Here is a 19,527-nt window from a genome sequence, read left to right as displayed (position 1 = left end):
CTAGCCGCGGGCTCTTTTTTTTTTGCTGTAGATGATTAAGGCAATATTGCTGTAATAGTACAAAAAGTAAACTTGTTACTTTTTAGTGTTTATGAAGCAGGAATTTTAACTAAATACTTCATTTTCTTCTTTTTTATGCATGTGGCTAACTGTATATGCTATGTTACCTTCTGTTGCACATATTCCTCTTTTTATAGCCGCAGCAAGGTATACATTTGATCAACTAAACAATTGTAGTTAAGGAGTTTAAACAACGAGTTTGAATGACCTTATTATAATGGTTTGGCAAACTAGTTTTTGTGGGTGTTATATAATGTGCAGCCAGGGATAGCCTTGGCTAGCAGAAACCCGCAATTACTGTCATTCTGTTTTTTAGGGTACATTTTCTCGGATGGTTTTCTGTTTAAAATTATATGTTTAACCTTTAATTGTTTAGTTTATGAAAGTAAATCGATTACTAGTTTTAGCTGCATTAGTATTTACATGCGGTTTTACCTCATGTCAGCAGGAGGAGGAGGTTGTTAATAAGGAGGAGGTCTCTGATTTAACGCTCAACCAGATAGCAAACATGGGCTTCAACAACCAAAACGTGCAAAGAGCTGAAGGTGGTTATATTGTTGAAGGCGATATCTTCTTAAGCGAGAAAGATTTAGCCAGTGCATATGATCAGAAAGCCTTGCGTGTTGGTGAGTCTGAGCAATATCGTACAAACAACCTTGTCAGTGTAGGCTCCAGCCGTACGATCAGGGTAGCTATTACTACTAGTTTGCCATCTTCTTATGTTTCAGCTCTGGATGAGGCAATACGTCGCTACAACGCTCAATACCTAAGAATCAAGTTTCAGCGTGTCTCTTCAAATTATGAGATTCTTTTCTCCAAGGCTCCATCAGGTTCTACTTACCTGGCTTCTGCCGGTTTCCCTTCAGGTGGTAATCCATACAACAGTGTAAAAGTTAACTCAGACTATCTTGGTTCTAGTCCTGGTACTAACTACCTGGCTACTATTCTGGCCCACGAAATGGGGCATACTGTTGGCTTCCGTCACACAGACTACATGGACAGAAGCTATAGCTGCGGTGGTTCCTATTATAATGAGGGTGCAAGCACAGTAGGTGCTGTACACATCCCTGGTACACCAACCGGTCCAGATCCTAACTCCTGGATGCTTGCTTGTATCGGTGCAGGTGTGAATCGTTACTTCAACGCCAACGATGTAACAGCACTTAACTACGTGTATTAACTACTACTGACTTTATCTGTAAAAGGAGCCATCGCATGGGGAGCGATGGCTCCTTTTTATTTATGGTAAATCAGGAGCGTTTGTCTTTGTAGATGAATCTTTGTTGCATTTGCCATAAAGTAACAGGTGCAACAAAGGTTCATTTGTAGGGGTGAAAATATTTGAATAATCATAAATTTAGTTTCTATATATACGAACCTTCTAAAAAGTCTTAAATCGCTGTTTAAACACTTTAAATAAATAAAAAATATGTTTGTTTATTGTTTTCAACTCCCTATATTTCACTTATGTCTAACTTAAAATTTTTAAAATTATGCTTACAAAACGTTTACTATTATTCTCGGCATTAGTAGCTACGCTTGGTTTTTCATCTTGCCAGCAGGAAGAGGAAGTTTCTAACAAAGAAGAAGCTTCGCAGGAAGTGCTGACTCAGATCAAAAGCCTTGGCTTTAACAACCAAAATGTGCAGGTGGTTGATGGTGGTTATGTTGTTGAAGGAGATATTTTCTTATCTCAGAACGACCTAACAGCTGCTCACAACACAAAAGCTCTTCGCGTTGGGGAAGTAGAGCAATACCGTACAACAAATGTTGTTGCCGTTTCTGGATCAAGGTTGATTACAGTATCAATGGACGCTAGTTTGCCATCAAGCTATGTGCCTGCGCTGGATGAAGCTATCGCTCGTTTTAATGCAGAGAATTTGACAATCACGATGCAGCGCGTATCTTCTGGTGGAGACATCTCTATTGTTGCTGCTCCTAAGTCAGCTCAGTATTTAGCTTCTGCTGGTTTCCCTACAGCTGCCGGTGATCCTCACAACCTGATCAAGGTAGCGGAAAGGCACATTGGTAGAAATCCTGATACTAACTGGTTCGGAACTATTCTGGCGCATGAGATTGGTCACTGCATCGGTTTCCGTCATACAGACTACATGGACAGAAGCTATAGCTGTGGTGGTGGCTACACTAACGAAGGCGCAAGCTCAGTAGGTGCTGTACACATCCCTGGTACGCCAACAGCTCAGGATCCTAACTCCTGGATGCTTGCTTGTATCGGATCTGGCCAAAACCGTCCGTTTAATTCAAATGACAAAATAGCGCTAGGTTACTTATACTAGTAGCTAATAAATTTACAAAAAAGGCTCCTGCGTTAAGCAGGAGCCTTTTTTGTTTTAGGGGAAATAGAGGAGCTATGGAATTCTGCTAAAAGGAAGAGTAAACTGTAAATCATAATAATGATTTAGCAAGCCTTAAAGCTAAATAGTTACTCTACTTAAACCTCAATTGGTAAACTTCGCTTGGAGAAAGCCGAAAGAAAGGAAACCTGATTGATTTAATGAAAGGGTAAGCTTATGCTTCTTTAACAATTAAATCCGAGTTCCAGAGCAGGGACTTGGGGAAGCATTCTGGATAATGAAAAAGTAGGTTATTATTCCGAACTAGCTAAAGTATAATCACTTTAGTTGAGATGTAACTTCCGGTGTCTGTTTTAAGGCGGAGGATGTGAAGACCCTTCTGGAGGCCGGTAGTTTCAAGAGTTTTTATCATCCCAAACTCCTCCGATACTCTGATCAGTCTTCCTAGCCTGTCATACAACTGTAACTGAGCAGAATCATTAGAAACGGTTACATGCAATGGTTGCCCTGCCTGTACCGGGTTGGGATACGCCTGAATGAAATTCTCTGGTGCGTAAACGGCCTCTTCTTCAGAACTGAAGAATGCAGCACCGCTAGTTGTTTCTACTTTAATTCTGTAAAAGTTGCTGCCGAGGCTCGGTGAAGGGTCGTGCAACTTAAACTGTTGATTAACTACAGGGTTTATTTTCTCTACAGGGCTGAACGCTCCATTCAGTTTCCGCTCCAGGGTGATGGTGGCAACTTGGTAAAGGGTGTTGAGCTCCAGGTTCAGCAGTATAGAATCCATTACAAACTGGTTTGGAAGGAAGCTTCTAACATAGCAACCTGCTCCCTGACGGGCATATGCAACGGCATCGCTGGTTTCTCCAAGCATGTCATTTATAACTGGAGCAACCAGAACAAAATCGCTCATATTCTGTAGCGTTTGTTTATTGATCACAGCAAGCGTGTCACTGGTGGTAAGTAGAGGCGAAAGATATGCCTTGTCCACGTGCAGTACCTGATACTCCTGAACTCCTTTTAAAGAAGGCCAGTGCACCATTGCATTGTCTGTACAATCAAATCCGACCTTTAGCTTTAAAGGTTTAGTGAGGATAAATGGCTCCGATTCAATGCTGGTAGCCCCTGTTGTGAGCCTTAATTGTGCAATGGCTATGGTGTCCGGCGCACTCCAGCCAAACTGAAGAGTCGGTCCGCTCACCTGTTTGATTAGTGTCCAATCTCTTTCTCCTGCAAGCCTATACTCCAGTTGAATGTTTTCGTTAGCGTTGCTCCCCTGCCAGCGGATTTCATTTGTGCTTCCTGCTTTTAAACTTAAACCTAAAGAGGGATATAACCACTCCAGTTCATGCTCAAATTCATAAACTAAGCTGAAATTCTGAGCTTTGTCTTGTATTTTATAGCCACTTACAACCAGTTCATAAGTGCCGGCAGCAGGTGTCGCTACAGTTACCTGCTCGACGTTATTTAAACGATCCAGCCCCCGTTTAGCAGGCTTGGCCAGGGAGTCTGCGTGAGGAAATGTGCTAAGTATCCAAGGGTGCCAGTTACTCCCTGACTCTTTGTGCTTTACTACCAAATCCAGGTCATTTACTAGTGCTTTAGGAGCGTTAGGAGTCGCTTCTTTCTCGTGCCACACAAGAGTGATTTTCAGGAGTTTAGTGCCCTCAGGCACAAGTATGGTAAAACTCTTTTGCTCATCCTGTAGAAGGGCAGCTTCCTTGAACCGTAATTCCTTTATAGTTCTGATTGCTCCTAAGGCATCTGTATTGCCAAAACCGGCCTCAAAGTCTACCCCTGGTTTACCAACGTCATCAGCGCTATTGATAAGTGCAGCCTTAACAAGAGCGGCAGAAGGAAGCTCTCCTTCGTGCTGTAGTTTATAAGCCTGCTGTACAAGTACCGACACGCCAGATACAACTGCAGCGGCTTCAGATGTTCCTCCTATGCCATAAGCTACGACCTCAGGCTTTATGCGTCCATCGTAAGCGGGGCCTCTGGAGCTAAGCAGCCCTACCTTGTTGCCTGGTTCAAGAGCACCTACGCTCAGGGTGTTTTTAGAAGTTTTAAACTGACCTGTAAGATTAGCAAAGGCAGGAATATTAGCGTAAGCACCAGTCTCGCTTTGTTTGTTGCCGCTATTACCGGAAGAAAAAACGTGTAGCAGTTGCGGGCTCTGAAACGTTTGCTGATCGTAAGCTGCCGACTCAAGGCCGTAGTAATTCTCTACACCTACGCCATAGGAGTGGTTTTGTACGCCTACACCTTTGCTAAGGAGCGTGACGCTGTTATCAGGGAAAAGCTCTTTGAAATCCGATGTTGCCAAAAGTGCCTTCGTAGCTATACCTTTTCCTTTTGGGCCTGAGTTGCCAGCGCCGGCAATGATGGTGGCCATGGTCGTGGCATGTGGCGTATGACTTGAACTAAATGCTTCAGGAGCAAGCACACGCGCCTTAAGATCTATATCATTAGGGTTAAAAGCTCCTTCTTTCACTGACACGGCCATGCCATCGCCAGTGAGTTCGGAGTATCGTGTTTGTACAACTGTAATGTTGTTAGCAGGGAAATTTACGTCTCTCAACTCTGCTTCCTCTTGTGGTACTCTGTTTGCACGATCAATGAATGTGATATAAGGGCACGCTACCAACTGCTTGAGTTGCGAACGGCTCACCGCAGATAAAGAAAATCCATTCGAAATATCTTGCAGCTCTTTAGAGGCAGTCGCTAATTTGTGTTCCCGGAGCCAGGTTAAAAAGGCAGCTTTGTCATTAACGGTTACCCTGTAAGAACTGATTGTGTTTTTATGTAATGCGTGGTGTAGGGTAGGGGCAAGCCTTTGTTTTGCCTGTTTTTGCAGCAGGATATCCCCTCTGTTCTGAGCAGACGAAATAAGGGGCAAAAATAGAAGGAGCAACAGTAAAAGATGACTGCTGTTAGACCTGTAAAATTTCGGCATACCAGAACGTTTAAAAATCAGATTCTCCGGACAAGAGAAATCAAAATAATATTAAATCTATAGAAACGCCTTGATATTCACAATACCCAAATCCGCCTTAACACAAGAAATTATAGGTTATAATATCAGATTATCTAGCCTTGTTCTTTAGTGTGTGCCGTTCTTATATTAACAGATAAAGGTTATGCCAGCCTACCTCTGAAGTTGTTCCGTAAAATTGGTAATCAGCTGGAATACTTCTGTAAACTTTGTTAGCGGCAACTGGTCTGCATAATCCTGCGTGTTGTGGTAAGCAGTGGTGCCTCCTAACGTATAGAAGAAGAATGCCGGGACTCCTTTCTCTGAGAAAGGATAATGGTCTGAGTTAGCCGCCTTGCCACGACTTTTTAGCTGAGGTAGATATTGGTGCTGCTTGTTAAGGCTAGTGAGCAAGGCAAACTCTGGTTCATGTACCTTTCCATTTACTACCATCATGCCTTCTTCTCCGGTACCTAATAAATCAAGATTTATCAGAAACCTGATATCCTGTAGCGGGAAAAGTGGATTTTGCACATAATGAAAGGAACCAAGTAAGCCCGCTTCTTCAGCTGCAAAGGCAATAAAGGCGATACTATAGTCAGGTTTGTTATCTGGCTGACTATAGTATTGGGCCAACTCCAGCAGCATTGCTGTTCCACTGGCATTATCATTGGCTCCCGGAAAGTATACTCCTTCCCCTTGTCCTCCTAAGTGATCATAATGTGCTGTGAACACGATAAAGGAATCCGGCTTAGCACTTCCTTCTACATAGGCAATCACGTTTTGGGCTCTGTGGCGAGGGTTTACCTCTGCTTTGATGTTGTACCCTACTTGTTTGGCGTTCGCTGGCCACAGGCTTTCTTTTACCTCTAGTACTGGTGTTGCCTGTTGTTTCAGTGCCACAGTGCTCACTAAAGCTTTAGGCTGAAGTATGATGTGGAGTTTTGCCTGATGTAGCTTCTGTCTGTATGGCTGCGGAAGTTCGTTTAGTTTATTTAAATCCTGCTGACGGATAACCAGGGCTTTACTCTTAAACTTTTGAGAAAAGAAATTGTATGCTGCGGCCTGATCTGTGAAAATCAAGGTATCGAGAAAAAGCAATTCGGCTTTACCTGCGCCCGAGTTAGATGATGCTTGGGCTACAAAATGTTTTCCGGCTACTAACGCTTTCCCGTCTATCTGCAACTCTGGAGTCTCTACGATCCGGTTTACAGGAAAGCTGAAGTGCTGGAGGTAGGAATCTTCGAAAGATTTCAGACCCATTTCCTGAAACCTGTTGCGAAGATAATCGGCGGCTTTTTCATCTCCGCTTCTGATGTACCCACGACCGTGGAAGTACCTGGATGCAAGAGTGTCCACCGTTTGGCGAACACGTATCATGTCCTGAGCAAAAACGGCAGGAGAGCTCAACAGTAGAAGTAGCAGGAAATTAAGGAGTTGCTTCATCTCTTAAAGATAAGCAAGCACCGGATAATGTAAAAGAGACTACAGGGGATTTACCAGATGTAAATCCATTTGAAAGCCACGATACCAATTAAACAGCCTAATGTATTAGCTAGCACATCAATTATGTCACCCTGGCGACCATAGATAAAGAAGTGCTGCAGGAGTTCAATTAAGATACCAAACATCGTGCAGACGAAGAGGCTGGCACGGACCGCATAATGCCGCAGCTTAACGTACGTGAATTGCTTTGTGAGTCCTACGATCATCAGGAACGTAAGCACCATGAACAAAAAAGCGTGGGCAAAGGAGTCGAAGGAGAAAAGCTCCCAGATCGAGAGCGAGGGCATAGAAGAAGAGGGCAGCAGTGTTGTTAACATTATCACTGCTGCCCAAAGTATAGTAAATAGGTTATACCGTAATATCAAACCTACTTAGTCTCTTCTGAAAGTTACTGACCAATCAGCTCGCGGTAAGCATCTGCAGTAAGCAGATCATTTACCTGGCTGTTATCAGAGATAGACATTTTGATGATCCATCCGTCTCCGTAAGGATCAGAGTTTACAAGCTCAGGACTGCTCTCCAACTTATCGTTGAACTCAAGTACAGTTCCGCTCAATGGGCTGAACAGGTCAGAAACAGTTTTTACAGCTTCTACTGTGCCGAACACTTCTTCCTGGCTTACTTCTTTATCTACAGTGTCGATGTCAACGTAAACGATATCGCCAAGTTCGCCCTGTGCAAAATCAGTGATGCCTACAAAAGCTGTATCACCTTCGATGCGCACCCACTCGTGGTCTTTGGTGTACTTTAGGTTTTCAGGTAAGTTCATTTATTTCTCTGGTTAAGATTACTGTTCAAAAATACGGCCTTTTTTGCAATGCCAAAACTTTATTGCAAACTAACTCGCACTTGAACGCCACCTTCGGTCATGCTGTTGCGGAATGAGGTAGATATCTTCGGATCAGAAACTGTGCGTAGCACATAAAACTGTAGGTTTACACGCTGGCTCAATACATAATCAATAGTTGGGCGCAGCTGCAATTGGCGTGTACCATTCGTGATCTGGTTCTGGCTGCGCTCAATACCCTGATCATCTGTGGCTATGGCACGCTGTACCGTCTGGTTCTCACGGACTGAGAAGTCCAGGCGCATGGTTAACTCATTTTCCAGCACACGGCTCTGACCGGCTATCCTGAACGGAATACGGAAGTTGCTCGTGCTGTACCCGAAGCCTACTACATAGTCTTTCACGTTTGTTTCCGTTACCTGTGCGTTTGTCAGGTTCAGGGAAAGGTTCCGCTCTATCTTGTATTCAATACGGCCCGTGAAATTCGTTTTTGTACGGAAATTTACACCCAACAGCGGCGCCAATCTTTCTGCTACCGTTAACTGATTTACGATGTAGTATGGTACCAACTGCCCAAAGTTGTTTTTCTCTGTAGGGAAGCCGGCCGGCTGTTGATCATAAGCCAACGATGTGGTGAAACTGGTAATGTTATAGCTTGAGTTATAGGCATGCGTCAGGTTTACCTGGCTAAACCACTTCTGGAAGAATGGCAACTGCGACAAACCATTGTAGTCGATACGCCAGTTTGGAATAGGCAGGCGCTTGAACGGATTATCAGAGCTTGCCTTATAGCCATTAATATCACGGCCTTGGTAAGCGTACAGGAATGACTTCATAAGCACTTCCTGTGAATTTAAAGTATAACCAGAGTCTCCGGCAGCAACATTTGCATTAGAAAGCCTTTCACGAATTGCATAGCGGTTGCGGATAAAGTTATCAAATGCTTCTGAGGTGCCAGCGGTAGTAGACTCAAACAAGGTGCCCAGCGCTATGAAAGAAGTACTAAAGGAACCTGTACTGAATGGGTTCTGACGCTGATCCACCTGGCCCACTTCACCGAAATCATCAAACTCTTTGCGATAGAAGGTCTCCTCAATAATAGATTTAGTACGACGTGCATCCAGCTGTACATTAAAGCTACGGAAGGGTTCAAGGTTTGCACGCGCCGTAAACGTCTCTGTTAAAATTGAGCTTAGCGGCGTGTTCAGGTATTGGCTGCTGTCTGTATACCATCCGTTATCTCTCGCCTTCAGATACAGTTCATCCAGATCATACTGCCTGCCAAGTATGAACGGCAGACCAGGAGCCTCGAAACCATCATTGAAGCCAAACAGTTTGGTGCCTGGTAAGTAGCCAGGCAGTAATGTACCGCGATTCTCCAGATAGGTGAAGTTTACAGAACGCGTCATCATCAATATTTTGGCAAGTCCTCTGGCGAACTTCATTTCTGAAGCTGATTTCTTAGCAGTAGTATCATTGGGTGCCTGTGCTACAGGTGTACCAACAGGAACAGGCGAATTAACTGCTTTTAAGAATTTTACTTTATTGTACAGCTTTACCAGGTCAAATTTACCATTCACGCTGAATTCTGAATTGTTCTCTGCGGTGTTACCCAACTGAAAATCGGCCTCACGGTTAAGAGCCGTGGAACCGGCCGTCCATATGTAAGTAACGGCATAGCGTGTTTCGGCGCCCATCCAATCTACCAGCGGGAATTTCTCCAGAGGCAATTTGTAATTAAGAGCTACTAACTGATTAAAGTTGGTATTACGGCCAAATTCTTTCAGGTTATCCCAAATGATCTTGTTCTTGTAAGCCAGTGAATCAACTTCGTTGTTTATTCTGAAATCCGGCTCATCTACAACAGCCCTGTTTGTAGCAGTATAGTCTAACGAAAGGCTCTTACTTAAATCCCACTTCAGATCGTAAATCCGGTTAAAGTAAAAGTACTTCTGGAAAGTAGGGTCAATGCCTCTTGTGGTGATTAAACCAGTCTCAGGATCGCGGCGCTGCAGGAATGTTTCGTTATAACGACGGTCTAAGTCGGCACGGAAAGCAAAGCTGCTCGGCAGCGGTGTAAAGTTCAGGTCCTTGATCAGGCGCAGGTACGGAGATTTCAGGCTCTCACTTTGCGCAAAAGGAGCAATGTTTTTAGGCGTAGTGGCATAGGTATACGCAACAGCACCATTATAAGTCTTAGTGAAATCTCTATCTGTTTCAATGTTAGTAAACTCACGTTCAGCATAGGAATAAGAGAAGGAGAGGTTCTCTATGTCGTAAGGCCTCACTTTGTCATCAGGGTCTGTACGTTCTTTGCGAACGTTCAACAGGCTTATACTCTTCCGGGTCTCACGTGTGGTTACTTCCTGTTTATACTCTCTCTTCTCCTCATTCGAATCAAACCTTGATAAAGACTGTTCCAGCGGCACATCCTTATCCAGCGGGTCAAACTGAGGTTCACTTGTCATGGTGCCATACTGTACAGAAAGCGGCACCCTGATGCCCAACTTTTCAGGCAGGAATTTATCAGCAACCACATTAGCACTTACATCAAAAAGAGCTGTGTTTTCACGCGCCCGCTGCGCTATTTTCTGCTGAAGACCACCGAAACCTATCGTAGTGTAAGCACCGGTAGCTGTTATGTTGGCAAAGTCAGCTAACTTCGTATTTAACCTGGCATTGGTTGCCCAACCAGATTCGTTCCTGAAGTCAGTTACGCGTAGTTCATCTACCCACATGCAAAGCGAGTGTGGCTGGCCATTGTCACTTGGGTTACGAATACCAATCATTACACCCTGCACCTCACTAAAGTCAGGATTACCTACTACTCTTATAGTTTTACCGTTAACGTTTATCTCATAAGGTTTAAAGCGGCTGGAGTTAGGGTCAAGGTTTCTTCTTACTTTGGCATCTACAAAATCCTGTAGTGCAATATCAACCTGATTCCCAGCTGGCCAGATTTCCTCCGCTGTCTGGCTTCCCCGCTGAGTGATCTGCAGCGGCACCACATACTCGTAGTAGTTTTGAGTAAAGTCTGTTCCAATTCTTATGAAAGCCTGCATCTCTCCATCCCTTAAATTTTGGTTTGGACTTTGAGCATGTATAAACATCTTCAGGCGCTTATAGATAAGCATGTCCAGAGAGATGTTTTTGTAAACAGCCTTAGAGAAGGAGTCTTTCAGGTCCTCCACGCAGAGCTGTAAAGACTGTTCATTCTGGCGGCGATCGTTCGTAGAAGAGTAGTCGCGAAGGCGCTGTATGCCAGGGGGGACTTTGTAAGGAATTTCCCCCTCTACTGCCTGCCCGTTTTCTTCTATGTTTACTGTGGATATGGTAAAAGACTTCGCCTCTTCGGTACAGGTTAAGCAAGGGTTGCCATCGGTGAGCGGCTGTAGGTACTGGCGCCATTGGTTAGCGACAAACTGGAACTGCACGAATCGAAGTACTACCGGGTCAGCAAACTCTGTCAGGTACATTCGCATGAAGCGGATAGACTTAAAGCCGTTGATATTACCCACTGTGCCAGTAGGCTGGCGAATAGGTACTCTAAACTGATACCATGTTACATCACCGCTTTTTACGGCATCTACAATATAATTTTGCCCAACATTCAACTTTCCTGGCTCCAGGTCAATTTTATACTCGTAGTACTGCTCAACGTCATTTATAACGTTATCTCTATTCAGGTCTTCTTTATCCGGGAAGGCGTAATTTGAGAAGCGGCTGTTTTCAGGAGAATTATTCTCCATGCCATTGAAATTCTTATAGCGGGCAAGTATACCAGCGTTCTGATCATTATAAGCAGGGTCCAGGTGATGCAGGAAGTTATCTGCTGAAGGGTCATCGAGTACCGTCTGTGGTGGAGTACCAGGAATCTGGTTAAGGAATGAGTTCTGGAAAAAGGAACGTTCCGCATCATCACTTAAGCCATCCAAACCGATGTCCTGAAATCTTCGGGCTCCCGGTACACCTGAGAAAGCATCTGTCAAGAACTGCTGCGTAGTGATGCGACCCCAGATTGTCTCCTGTATATTTTGCAGATTGTCCCCCGATGTTGGCAAACCATTTTCAAAAGCATACAGGTTATCTTTTAGAATATCCTCTGAAACACTGCCCAGGTTTAGAACCAGCTCACCTCCTTCATTGCTGGTAACAGGATTTCCTTGATCGTCTTTTCTGCCATTTGGTCCTGTGATGAAAGGGTCCATCAGCCAGAACTCAATGTATTCGATATTAGCATTGTCAAAGTCCGTGTCAAAAGATATGTCACGGCTTATACCACCCCAGTTCTTTCGGGGGTCACCAGCCAGGCGGCCCTGTGGTGTCAGGTTTGGATTATAGTTATACTGGCCCCTGTCGCTAGGGTAGTAAGCAAGGTCAAAGGTGTACTCGAAGGTATTTGATACTTCTGGGTCACGGCCAGGAAACACTTCATTTCTTAGCACAGGACGGACATAATTGTTCTGTAGCTCTTGTTTGTTGATGTTCTTTGGTCGAATACCGTCAGCATCCCGGTAAAAAATCTGATCAATGGTGTACCATGCTAATTTTGCCCGGTTATAAGAGTAAGCTAAACCTGCTCCTGGCACTAATGGGGCAGGAGTAGCAGCTAAGCGCCAACTGGCATTGTTAAAGCCTCCGAGGCTGTAAGGTGTTTCGGCACCTTCAAAGTCATCAATATAAGAGGCTCCATCCTCGTTAACAGAAGACTTGGTCCTGGCCGGAACTAGTTGGGCAAATTCCCCGCTAAAGGATACAAGAGAAGGTACCTTAGTCTGGATAAGTGGAATCGCATCTGTAAGTTTTGTTAAGAAACGCGACTCTTTCTGCATGTTTAAGTCAAAGCCGTAGATCGTGTTATTTGTTGGTTCATCTCCAATACTTACACGATTTATATAAGGCTGCTCGCTCAGGTGCAGCACTGTGGCTCCCAAGTTTAGGTCTTCGCTCAACCTGTAGTCGAAGCGGGCCCCCAGCATAGAGCGTGGCTGAATGTTTAGCAGTTCTGCTTTTTCATAGGTCACGCGCAGGTCACTGGCAGAGCTGATGTAACTTGGGTTTAGGATTTTGATTCGTCCTAAATCATAAAATACCTGGTAGTCGGTTCCTTCCACCAGTCTTGTGCCACCGGAGTATACTGCTACAGAACCTTCAGCAATACGGAAACCCGGAAGTATAATTTCGTCTGTGGCTGTAGACTGAAAGCGACCTTTCAGGAAGAACTTTGCCTTTACGTTATTCTGCTGTGCATCCGTTTGTGTCTGGTCATACAGCTCCTGGAATACATATCGTTCAATCAATTCAGGCCTTCCCTCCAGCTTCTGAGCAAGGTAATCTCCAAAAGGCTCTACCTGCGGAAAGAAAATGCGTCCTGTTTCCGGATCTACAGTGATGCCCGGTAAAAAGTCGAAGTTACCGTCGCTTGGTTTGTCGTTATTCGAATTGACGTTATCCAGGTTAAGTACCTCTATCAACGGAATGTTCTGAATCGGACTTGGCTCCTTTAAGCTGGTGATGTCAACACCCGTTTCATCATCTTTGTAAATTACCTGTAGTTGGAAGTTCTCCCGGTTAAGCTGCGTAGCATCTAGGCTGTACACGTTCTTCATCATCAGATCCCAGGTAGGATATTCAAGAGAAGGGTTTGTGGCACGCAATAACTTCATGTGGATCACCTTCTGATCATCCAGGTTCTGGTAATCTTCTATTAACTCACCCACCTGGTAAGTTTTGCCATTGTAGGTATACTCAAAAGCAACACCCAGCACCTGGTCAGGCAGAAGGGCAGTGTTCAGGGAAATGTATCCTAACTGTGGGTTAAATTTATACTCACGTGGATCTAGCTTTCGTGCGCGTACATGTTCAAAGTCTATTCCTTTTTGTAATCCACGGCTTCTCAGGTACTCATCTACTCTTGTATTATCGCGTGCAGTCGAATTTGTAAGGATGCTGTAGAGTGAGTTAGCTTCATTATCGGCTGGAGCTGAGCCAGGGCGACCATTGTCGAATTGCTCACGGTACGGGTCAGGCTCACCTATGTCCATGTAAGCCACCATGTTCCGTAGATTTTCTGTAGAGCGGTTGTTATTCGTTACATACAGCTCCAAACGACGAATAACAATACCGGAGTTGACCAACGGCAGCTTGGCCAGTGCCTGGTTATAGCGACTTCTGAAGAACTGAGACAGGTAAAAATGCCGGTCTTTGTCATATTCATCTATCCTAACCAGAAACGGCTTGTTTTGCGCCCCGTTTTGTATAATCACTTCATCGTTCCGGCCACGTACATTAGAGGCAATGGTTGTAACTCCTAACCGGCCAAATTGTAGCTGCGTTTTTATACCAAATAGGTTCTGAGCACCCGTTATAAGGGAGTTATTGAGGGGTAGACTTACATTACCGGCCTCAATCTTACGAATTATTTCTTCTTCATAACCCGTATAGTCCAGCTTCATGTTATTTTCAAAGTCGAAGTTGGCGTTGTTGTCCCAGTTAAAATTGATGCGCATTTTCTCTCCAATCTTACCTACCAGGTTCAGAGAGATATTCTGATCAAAATCAAAGTCACCGGTACGTTGCTGACGGAGCGGAATAGTTGGATTTTGGTTACGATTAAAGCGTGCGCCAAATTTCAGCGAGACATTACCATTGGGCTGTATGTCTACATAATTTCCTCCGAAGATACGGTCAAATACCGGACTGATATAGATTTTAGGAATTAGTCGGTTGCTGCTTACCACGCTTTCACCGTCCAGACCTGCAGACTTTGCTCTCCAATAATTACGGATTGCTTCGCGTTGCTGCCATTCCGAGTACTGCTGCATCGTCATGGAGGAGGGAGGGCGATAGTTAATGTCGCCGATGGTCTCCGTAATATTATACTGCTTAAGGCTGTCATCCAGCTCCACGTTCAGCTGTAAATTGCTAGGCTGGCCCAGCAGAAGAGGGGAACTGGAAGATCGGGTGCTGAAAGGATTGCCGCGTCGGTCGCTTGGTACAAAAGTTGGCTTACGGCTAGGTATATAAGTAGTGTCTTTTTTTACTGTATCTTGTCTGGATAGTAGATTTTGTAGAATAGTATAGCTAAATCTACTCCGCGAACGCAACTCCTCAGCTTGGGTCCACCAAGCCAGCAAAGAGATAGCTGCAACCGCTGCCAGGAGCAGGGTGTTTTTTTTACTTTTCCAGATCAAATTGGGTATATCTCTTAAGACGATTTCAACGCGAACTTTATCAATTCTTCCACACTCAGGTTACCCCCCTCTCTCTTGATGATACTATCCAACGTTTTCTCGGCTACGTTTTTAGCGAAACCTAATGTAACTAAAGCTGATAACGCTTCGGCTCTGTTAGTATTGTGTGAAGCAGCAGGTACAATGCTATCGGACAGCATCGCCTCCTTCTTTATCTTATCTTTTAGCTCCAGAATGATGCGTTGGGCTGTTTTTGCTCCAATGCCTTTCACATTCTGAATTGTGCGCACATCCTCCCTTAAAATCGCTTGCTGTATCTCCTCCACTGACAGGGATGACAGGATCATGAGCCCCGTATTGGGGCCCACTCCTGAAATAGAAATTAGATGGAGAAATGCTTCCTTCTCTGCAGCGGTGGTAAAACCATACAGGGTATGCGCATCTTCCTTTATACTTAAAAATGTGTGCAGTTTACATCGCTCGCCAGCAGGCAGCGATGAATACGTGCTAAGGGAGATCCTTATCTGATAACCTACACCATTAACGTCTATAATGACATAAGTAGGATCCTTATGCGCTAACTTGCCATCTATATAGGCTATCATTTATATATGCTGATTATTATAATTCTGTGCATCTACGACGGCAATAGCCACCATGTTTATTATATCCCTTATAGAGCTGCCTAGCTGCAGAATGTGCACCGGTTTACGCATCCCCATAAGGATAGGACCAATTGCTTCTGCACCACCTAATTCCTGCAGTACTTTGTAGGCAACGTTGCCTGAGGTCAGCGTTGGGAAAATAAGTGTGTTTGCTCCTTTCTCAGCCAATTCACTAAATGGATAATGCTCCCGGAGCAACTGACGGTTAAGGGCTGTATTAGCCTGCATCTCACCATCCAACAATAAGTTAGGGTACTTGGCTTTTGCTTTTCTAACAGCCTCTGCCGCTTTGTTAGGTATATCACCTTGTACAGAGCCAAAATTTGAATACGACAACATAGCAACACGTGGCTCCATATCAAAAAAGCGTACAGCACGTGCTGTAAGACCAATTATGTCAACCAACTCATCCGCGGTTGGGTTCACATTCACGGTGGTGTCCGCAAAGAAATATGGCTCTTTTTTATTCAGGATGATGTACATTCCTGCCACTTTGTTGATGCCCTCTTCAACACCAACTACCTGTAAAGCGGGAGCAATGGTTTTGGAGTAGTCACGGGTTAAGCCAGAGATCAGGGCATCTGCCTCGCCAGTGTTCAACATCATGCTTCCGAAGTAATTTCGGTCCCGCATTAGACGGCGGGCATCAAAAAGGGTGAGGCCTTTACGCTGACGCTTGATGTAAAGCATTTGCGCATACTCCTCGCGTTTGGCGTCCTCCTCGAACGGGTCGATGATCGTTACGCCATCCAGGTTCAGGTTATTCTCCAGGATAATTTCCTGGATACGCTTGCGATTACCCAAAAGAATTGGGTTTGCTATGCGTTGGTCATTTACTGTTTGGGCAGCTTTTAATATCTTATAGTTGTCTGCTTCTGCAAACACAACTGTTTTAGGATTCTTCTTCGCCTGGCTCGTAATACGATTCATCAGCTTTTGGTCTGCGCCAATACGCTCCTGCAGCTCCTGCTCATAAAGTTCCCAATTGGTAATAGGAAGACGAGCCACTCCGCTATCCATGGCTGCCTTTGCCACGGCCGGCGATACCGTTGTGATCAGGCGAGGGTCCAGCGGCTTCGGGATCAGGTAGAAACGGCCGAAGGAGATCGTATTGTCGCCATAAGCTTTGTGAACCATATCAGGAACCGTCTCCTTTGCAAGTTCGGCTAGTGCGCGTACGGCAGCTAGCTTCATCTCTTCGTTAATTTCTGTTGATCTGACATCCAGAGCCCCTCTGAAAATGTAGGGGAAACCAAGCACATTGTTTACCTGGTTAGGATGGTCTGAGCGGCCAGTTGCCATAATCAGGTCCTCACGTATAGCCATGGCTGTTTCGTAGGCAATTTCCGGATCCGGGTTTGCCAGTGCGAAGATGATAGGGTCTGGTGCCATGAGCTTCACGTACTCCGGGTTGAGCACGTTGCCTGCAGACAAGCCTACAAAAACATCTGCATCACGCATGGCGTCTTCAAGCGTATTAATCTTGCGCATGGTAACGAACTGCGCCTTGTAAATATCCAGGTCATTTCTTTCCGGACGGATTATACCTTCCTTATCGAACATGACGATGTTATCCATTTTCACACCAAGGGCCACATAAAGTTTAGCGCAGGCAATGGCAGCAGCACCAGCGCCATTCATCACCATTTTGATCTCGCCTATCTTTTTGTTAGCTAACTCCAGTGCATTTAGCAGGGCTGCGGCAGAAATAATAGCTGTACCATGCTGATCATCGTGCATCAGGGGAATGTTCATCTGCTCCTTTAAAGCATTCTCGATCTTGAAGCTTTCAGGTGCCTTAATGTCTTCCAGATTGATGCCCCCGAAAGTTGGTTCCAGTGACTTTACAATTCGAATGAATTCTTCCGGATCAGTACAATCGATTTCAATATCAAAAACGTCTATTCCTGCAAATTTTTTGAACAGTACACCTTTACCCTCCATCACAGGCTTAGAGGCATCAGGTCCTATGTTTCCTAAACCGAGTACCGCAGTACCGTTAGAGATCACCCCAACCAAATTTCCTTTGGCTGTATACTTATATACATTATTCTTGTCTGCATATATTTCCTTACAGGGCTCCGCAACTCCCGGAGAATAAGCCAATGCAAGGTCATGTTGTGTGCTCACCATTTTTGTTGGCACTACCTCGATCTTGCCGGGCTGGCCCTGCATGTGGTAATTTAAGGCGTCCTCTCTGTTTACTTTAATCATTGTATGCGTTGTTGTTTGTCTTGTGTGTACACAATTTGGGCGATGCTTTTAGCGGTTTCTAACTATATATATCTAGCTAAATACCAATTTCATAAGAAATAAGCGTTAATCCAAAACTGAACCTCCAAAGATAAGTGCTATCAAGCTATTGTAAAGCAGAAAATGCAATTTTTTAGCTTTGGCTTTTAAACAAAGCAGCAAAAGTAGCGCGTGTAAAAAAGGAGAAGGACATCCCCAATGAGGAATGCCCTTCTCCTTTTAGCATTAAGCCTGATTCTTAGCTTAGAATCAGCTTCTGGCCAGGTTTGATATTATTTGTCTTTAACCTGTTCAGTTTCTTTATCTGCTCTACACTAATACCATTGTACCGTTGGGAGATATTCCAAAGGGTGTCTCCTGGCTGCACATGGTAAATTAACTGATCTTGCTGTACTTTCTTTTCAGGGGCTGCTTTTGCAGTTGTCGTCTTTGTTGTGGCTGATTCAGGCTGCTCCTTGTTGGATGCCAGCAAAACTACTGGAGCACTTGCTGGTTGATGTACCGTTAGCTGCTGACCATAATTAATGGCGCTGCCTCTTAGGTTGTTCCAGTCTTTAAGCTGCTCAATTGTTACATTGTGGCGGTTCGCTATTGCAGTCAGATTATCTCCACGCTTTACTGTATAAACGACTTTTTCTGACGCTACGGCAGCGTTATCAGTATTTTTGATTTCGGGCTCTTTCTCTGTTTTGGAAGAAGCAAGCAGCACCGGACTTTTAGCTGGTTCTTCTACAGGGGCTTCATATGGAGCTGCAGCCAAAAGTATACAATCCTTATCCGAGACTGATGCTAATAGCTGCGCGCGCTCTGCAGGTATCCGTAGCTTATAATTGCGCATGTGCTCCGGGATCTCTCTTTTTTTGAGCTCTGGGTTCAGCGCCATCAACTGATCCGGAGAAATATGAAGTTCTTCGGCAAGCTTTTCAAGGTTTAATGCTTGCTTTACCTCCAGGTGTGCTATCTGGGGTTCGTAAAGAATTGAATCGGAGAAGATGTTGTGCTCCGAGGCGTAATGCATCATGTAAATGACAGCCGTCATGTTCGGAACATAACTACGTGTTTCGCGTGGGAGGTAAGGGAAGATTTCCCAGAAGGTCTTTTTGCCACCACCTGCTTTACGAATCGCCTTGTTTACATTACCAGGGCCACAATTATAGGCTGCCATAGCTAATTCCCAGTCCCCGTACGTGTTATATAGCCTGCGAAGGAAGCGAAGAGCCGCATCCGTTGACTTTTCAGGATCCATGCGCTCATCAACATACTTGTTTTGATCCAAGCCATACTCTCTGCCTGTGGAACTGATAAACTGCCAAAGACCTACAGCGGCGGCATGTGACTTAGCTGTAGGTTTAAGACCAGACTCTACAATAGCGAGGTACTTAAGCTCCTGCGGCATGTTGTACTTTTGCAGGTATCGTTCGAATAGCGGGAAATACACATTATGCCTAGTGAGCATCATGCGGCTATACTTCCTGTTTCGAATTGTGAAGTAGTCAATGTGACTTCTGACAAAGTTGTTAAACTCCAATGGGATTTCAGACTCAATACAGCTCAACCTGTCTTGTATAACATCATTTGGCTCGTTTGGAATGTACTCAACCAATAAAGCCAACTCCTCCGGAGATAGAGTTATGGTGTCAGTTTTTGATTTGAGAGTATCTGTGGCAGAAGGGTACTCATTGAAACGGCTATAGTTGGTAGCCTGGGCAGATAAAGCCCAAAAACTGCCAGCTATAGCCGCCAACACTGTAAAAAGTCTGATGTAAGTCATGTA

The 19,527-nt window shown here is 44.6% G+C and carries 10 protein-coding genes; 2 read left to right on the top strand and 8 right to left on the bottom strand.

Going from position 1 to position 19,527, the window contains the following annotated elements:
- Window positions 1-439: 439 nt before the first annotated feature.
- Together ACFSRY_RS12700 and ACFSRY_RS12695 are read left to right on the top strand one after the other, a co-directional pair.
- Window positions 440-1,240 (top strand): M57 family metalloprotease, encoded by an 801-nt coding sequence (locus ACFSRY_RS12700; RefSeq protein WP_377507936.1) that lies wholly within the window; start codon window positions 440-442, stop codon window positions 1,238-1,240.
- A gap of 313 nt (window positions 1,241-1,553) precedes the next feature.
- The gene (locus ACFSRY_RS12695) at window positions 1,554-2,357 is read left to right on the top strand and encodes a M57 family metalloprotease (RefSeq protein WP_377507933.1); all 804 of its coding nucleotides are present in this window, start codon (window positions 1,554-1,556) and stop codon (window positions 2,355-2,357) included.
- Between the two features lie 325 nt (window positions 2,358-2,682).
- Here ACFSRY_RS12695 and ACFSRY_RS12690 read toward each other — a convergent pair whose 3' ends face one another.
- From ACFSRY_RS12690 to ACFSRY_RS12655, 8 genes are all read right to left on the bottom strand, one after another.
- The gene (locus ACFSRY_RS12690) at window positions 2,683-5,331 is read right to left on the bottom strand and encodes a S8 family serine peptidase (RefSeq protein ID WP_377507930.1); all 2,649 of its coding nucleotides are present in this window, start codon (window positions 5,329-5,331) and stop codon (window positions 2,683-2,685) included.
- 192 nt (window positions 5,332-5,523) lie between these two features.
- The gene (locus ACFSRY_RS12685; protein WP_377507927.1) at window positions 5,524-6,795 is read right to left on the bottom strand and encodes a M28 family metallopeptidase; all 1,272 of its coding nucleotides are present in this window, start codon (window positions 6,793-6,795) and stop codon (window positions 5,524-5,526) included.
- A gap of 50 nt (window positions 6,796-6,845) precedes the next feature.
- Entirely contained in the window at window positions 6,846-7,172 is a 327-nt protein-coding gene (locus ACFSRY_RS12680) for a VanZ family protein (RefSeq protein ID WP_377507924.1), read from the bottom strand.
- 71 nt (window positions 7,173-7,243) lie between these two features.
- Window positions 7,244-7,624, bottom strand: coding sequence for a glycine cleavage system protein GcvH (gene gcvH, locus ACFSRY_RS12675; RefSeq protein WP_377507921.1), 381 nt, complete (start codon window positions 7,622-7,624; stop codon window positions 7,244-7,246).
- A 59-nt stretch (window positions 7,625-7,683) separates the two neighbouring features.
- On the bottom strand, window positions 7,684-14,835 hold the full coding sequence (gene sov, locus ACFSRY_RS12670) for a T9SS outer membrane translocon Sov/SprA (protein WP_377507918.1): 7,152 nt from the start codon (window positions 14,833-14,835) through the stop codon (window positions 7,684-7,686).
- Window positions 14,836-14,849: 14 nt separating this feature from the next.
- Window positions 14,850-15,440 carry a Holliday junction branch migration protein RuvA gene (ruvA, locus tag ACFSRY_RS12665; RefSeq protein ID WP_377507915.1) on the bottom strand — a complete coding sequence of 197 codons (591 nt, stop codon included), beginning with the start codon at window positions 15,438-15,440 and terminating at the stop codon, window positions 14,850-14,852.
- Window positions 15,441-17,714 (bottom strand): NADP-dependent malic enzyme, encoded by a 2,274-nt coding sequence (locus ACFSRY_RS12660; RefSeq protein WP_377507911.1) that lies wholly within the window; start codon window positions 17,712-17,714, stop codon window positions 15,441-15,443.
- 277 nt (window positions 17,715-17,991) lie between these two features.
- A complete protein-coding gene (locus ACFSRY_RS12655) occupies window positions 17,992-19,524 on the bottom strand; it encodes a lytic transglycosylase domain-containing protein (protein ID WP_377507909.1) in 1,533 nt (510 codons plus the stop codon).
- Between the last annotated feature and the right edge of the window lie 3 nt (window positions 19,525-19,527).

Origin of the sequence: Pontibacter locisalis (genome assembly GCF_042684605.1) — a bacterium.
Taxonomy (GTDB): domain Bacteria; phylum Bacteroidota; class Bacteroidia; order Cytophagales; family Hymenobacteraceae; genus Pontibacter; species Pontibacter locisalis.
Note: the sequence above shows the minus strand (reverse complement) of the source record. Positions and strands in the feature narration are given on the sequence as shown.

Excerpts from the sequence above, each read along its gene's own strand:
- ACFSRY_RS12695 (WP_377507933.1), top strand. The coding sequence starts at position 1,554 with ATGCTTACAAAACGTTTACTATTATTCTCGGCATTAGTAGCTACGCTT.
- ruvA (WP_377507915.1), bottom strand. The coding sequence starts at position 15,440 with ATGATAGCCTATATAGATGGCAAGTTAGCGCATAAGGATCCTACTTAT.
- ACFSRY_RS12680 (WP_377507924.1), bottom strand. The coding sequence starts at position 7,172 with ATGTTAACAACACTGCTGCCCTCTTCTTCTATGCCCTCGCTCTCGATC.
- ACFSRY_RS12700 (WP_377507936.1), top strand. The coding sequence starts at position 440 with ATGAAAGTAAATCGATTACTAGTTTTAGCTGCATTAGTATTTACATGC.
- ACFSRY_RS12655 (WP_377507909.1), bottom strand. The coding sequence starts at position 19,524 with ATGACTTACATCAGACTTTTTACAGTGTTGGCGGCTATAGCTGGCAGT.
- ACFSRY_RS12660 (WP_377507911.1), bottom strand. The coding sequence starts at position 17,714 with ATGATTAAAGTAAACAGAGAGGACGCCTTAAATTACCACATGCAGGGC.
- ACFSRY_RS12690 (WP_377507930.1), bottom strand. The coding sequence starts at position 5,331 with ATGCCGAAATTTTACAGGTCTAACAGCAGTCATCTTTTACTGTTGCTC.
- ACFSRY_RS12685 (WP_377507927.1), bottom strand. The coding sequence starts at position 6,795 with ATGAAGCAACTCCTTAATTTCCTGCTACTTCTACTGTTGAGCTCTCCT.
- gcvH (WP_377507921.1), bottom strand. The coding sequence starts at position 7,624 with ATGAACTTACCTGAAAACCTAAAGTACACCAAAGACCACGAGTGGGTG.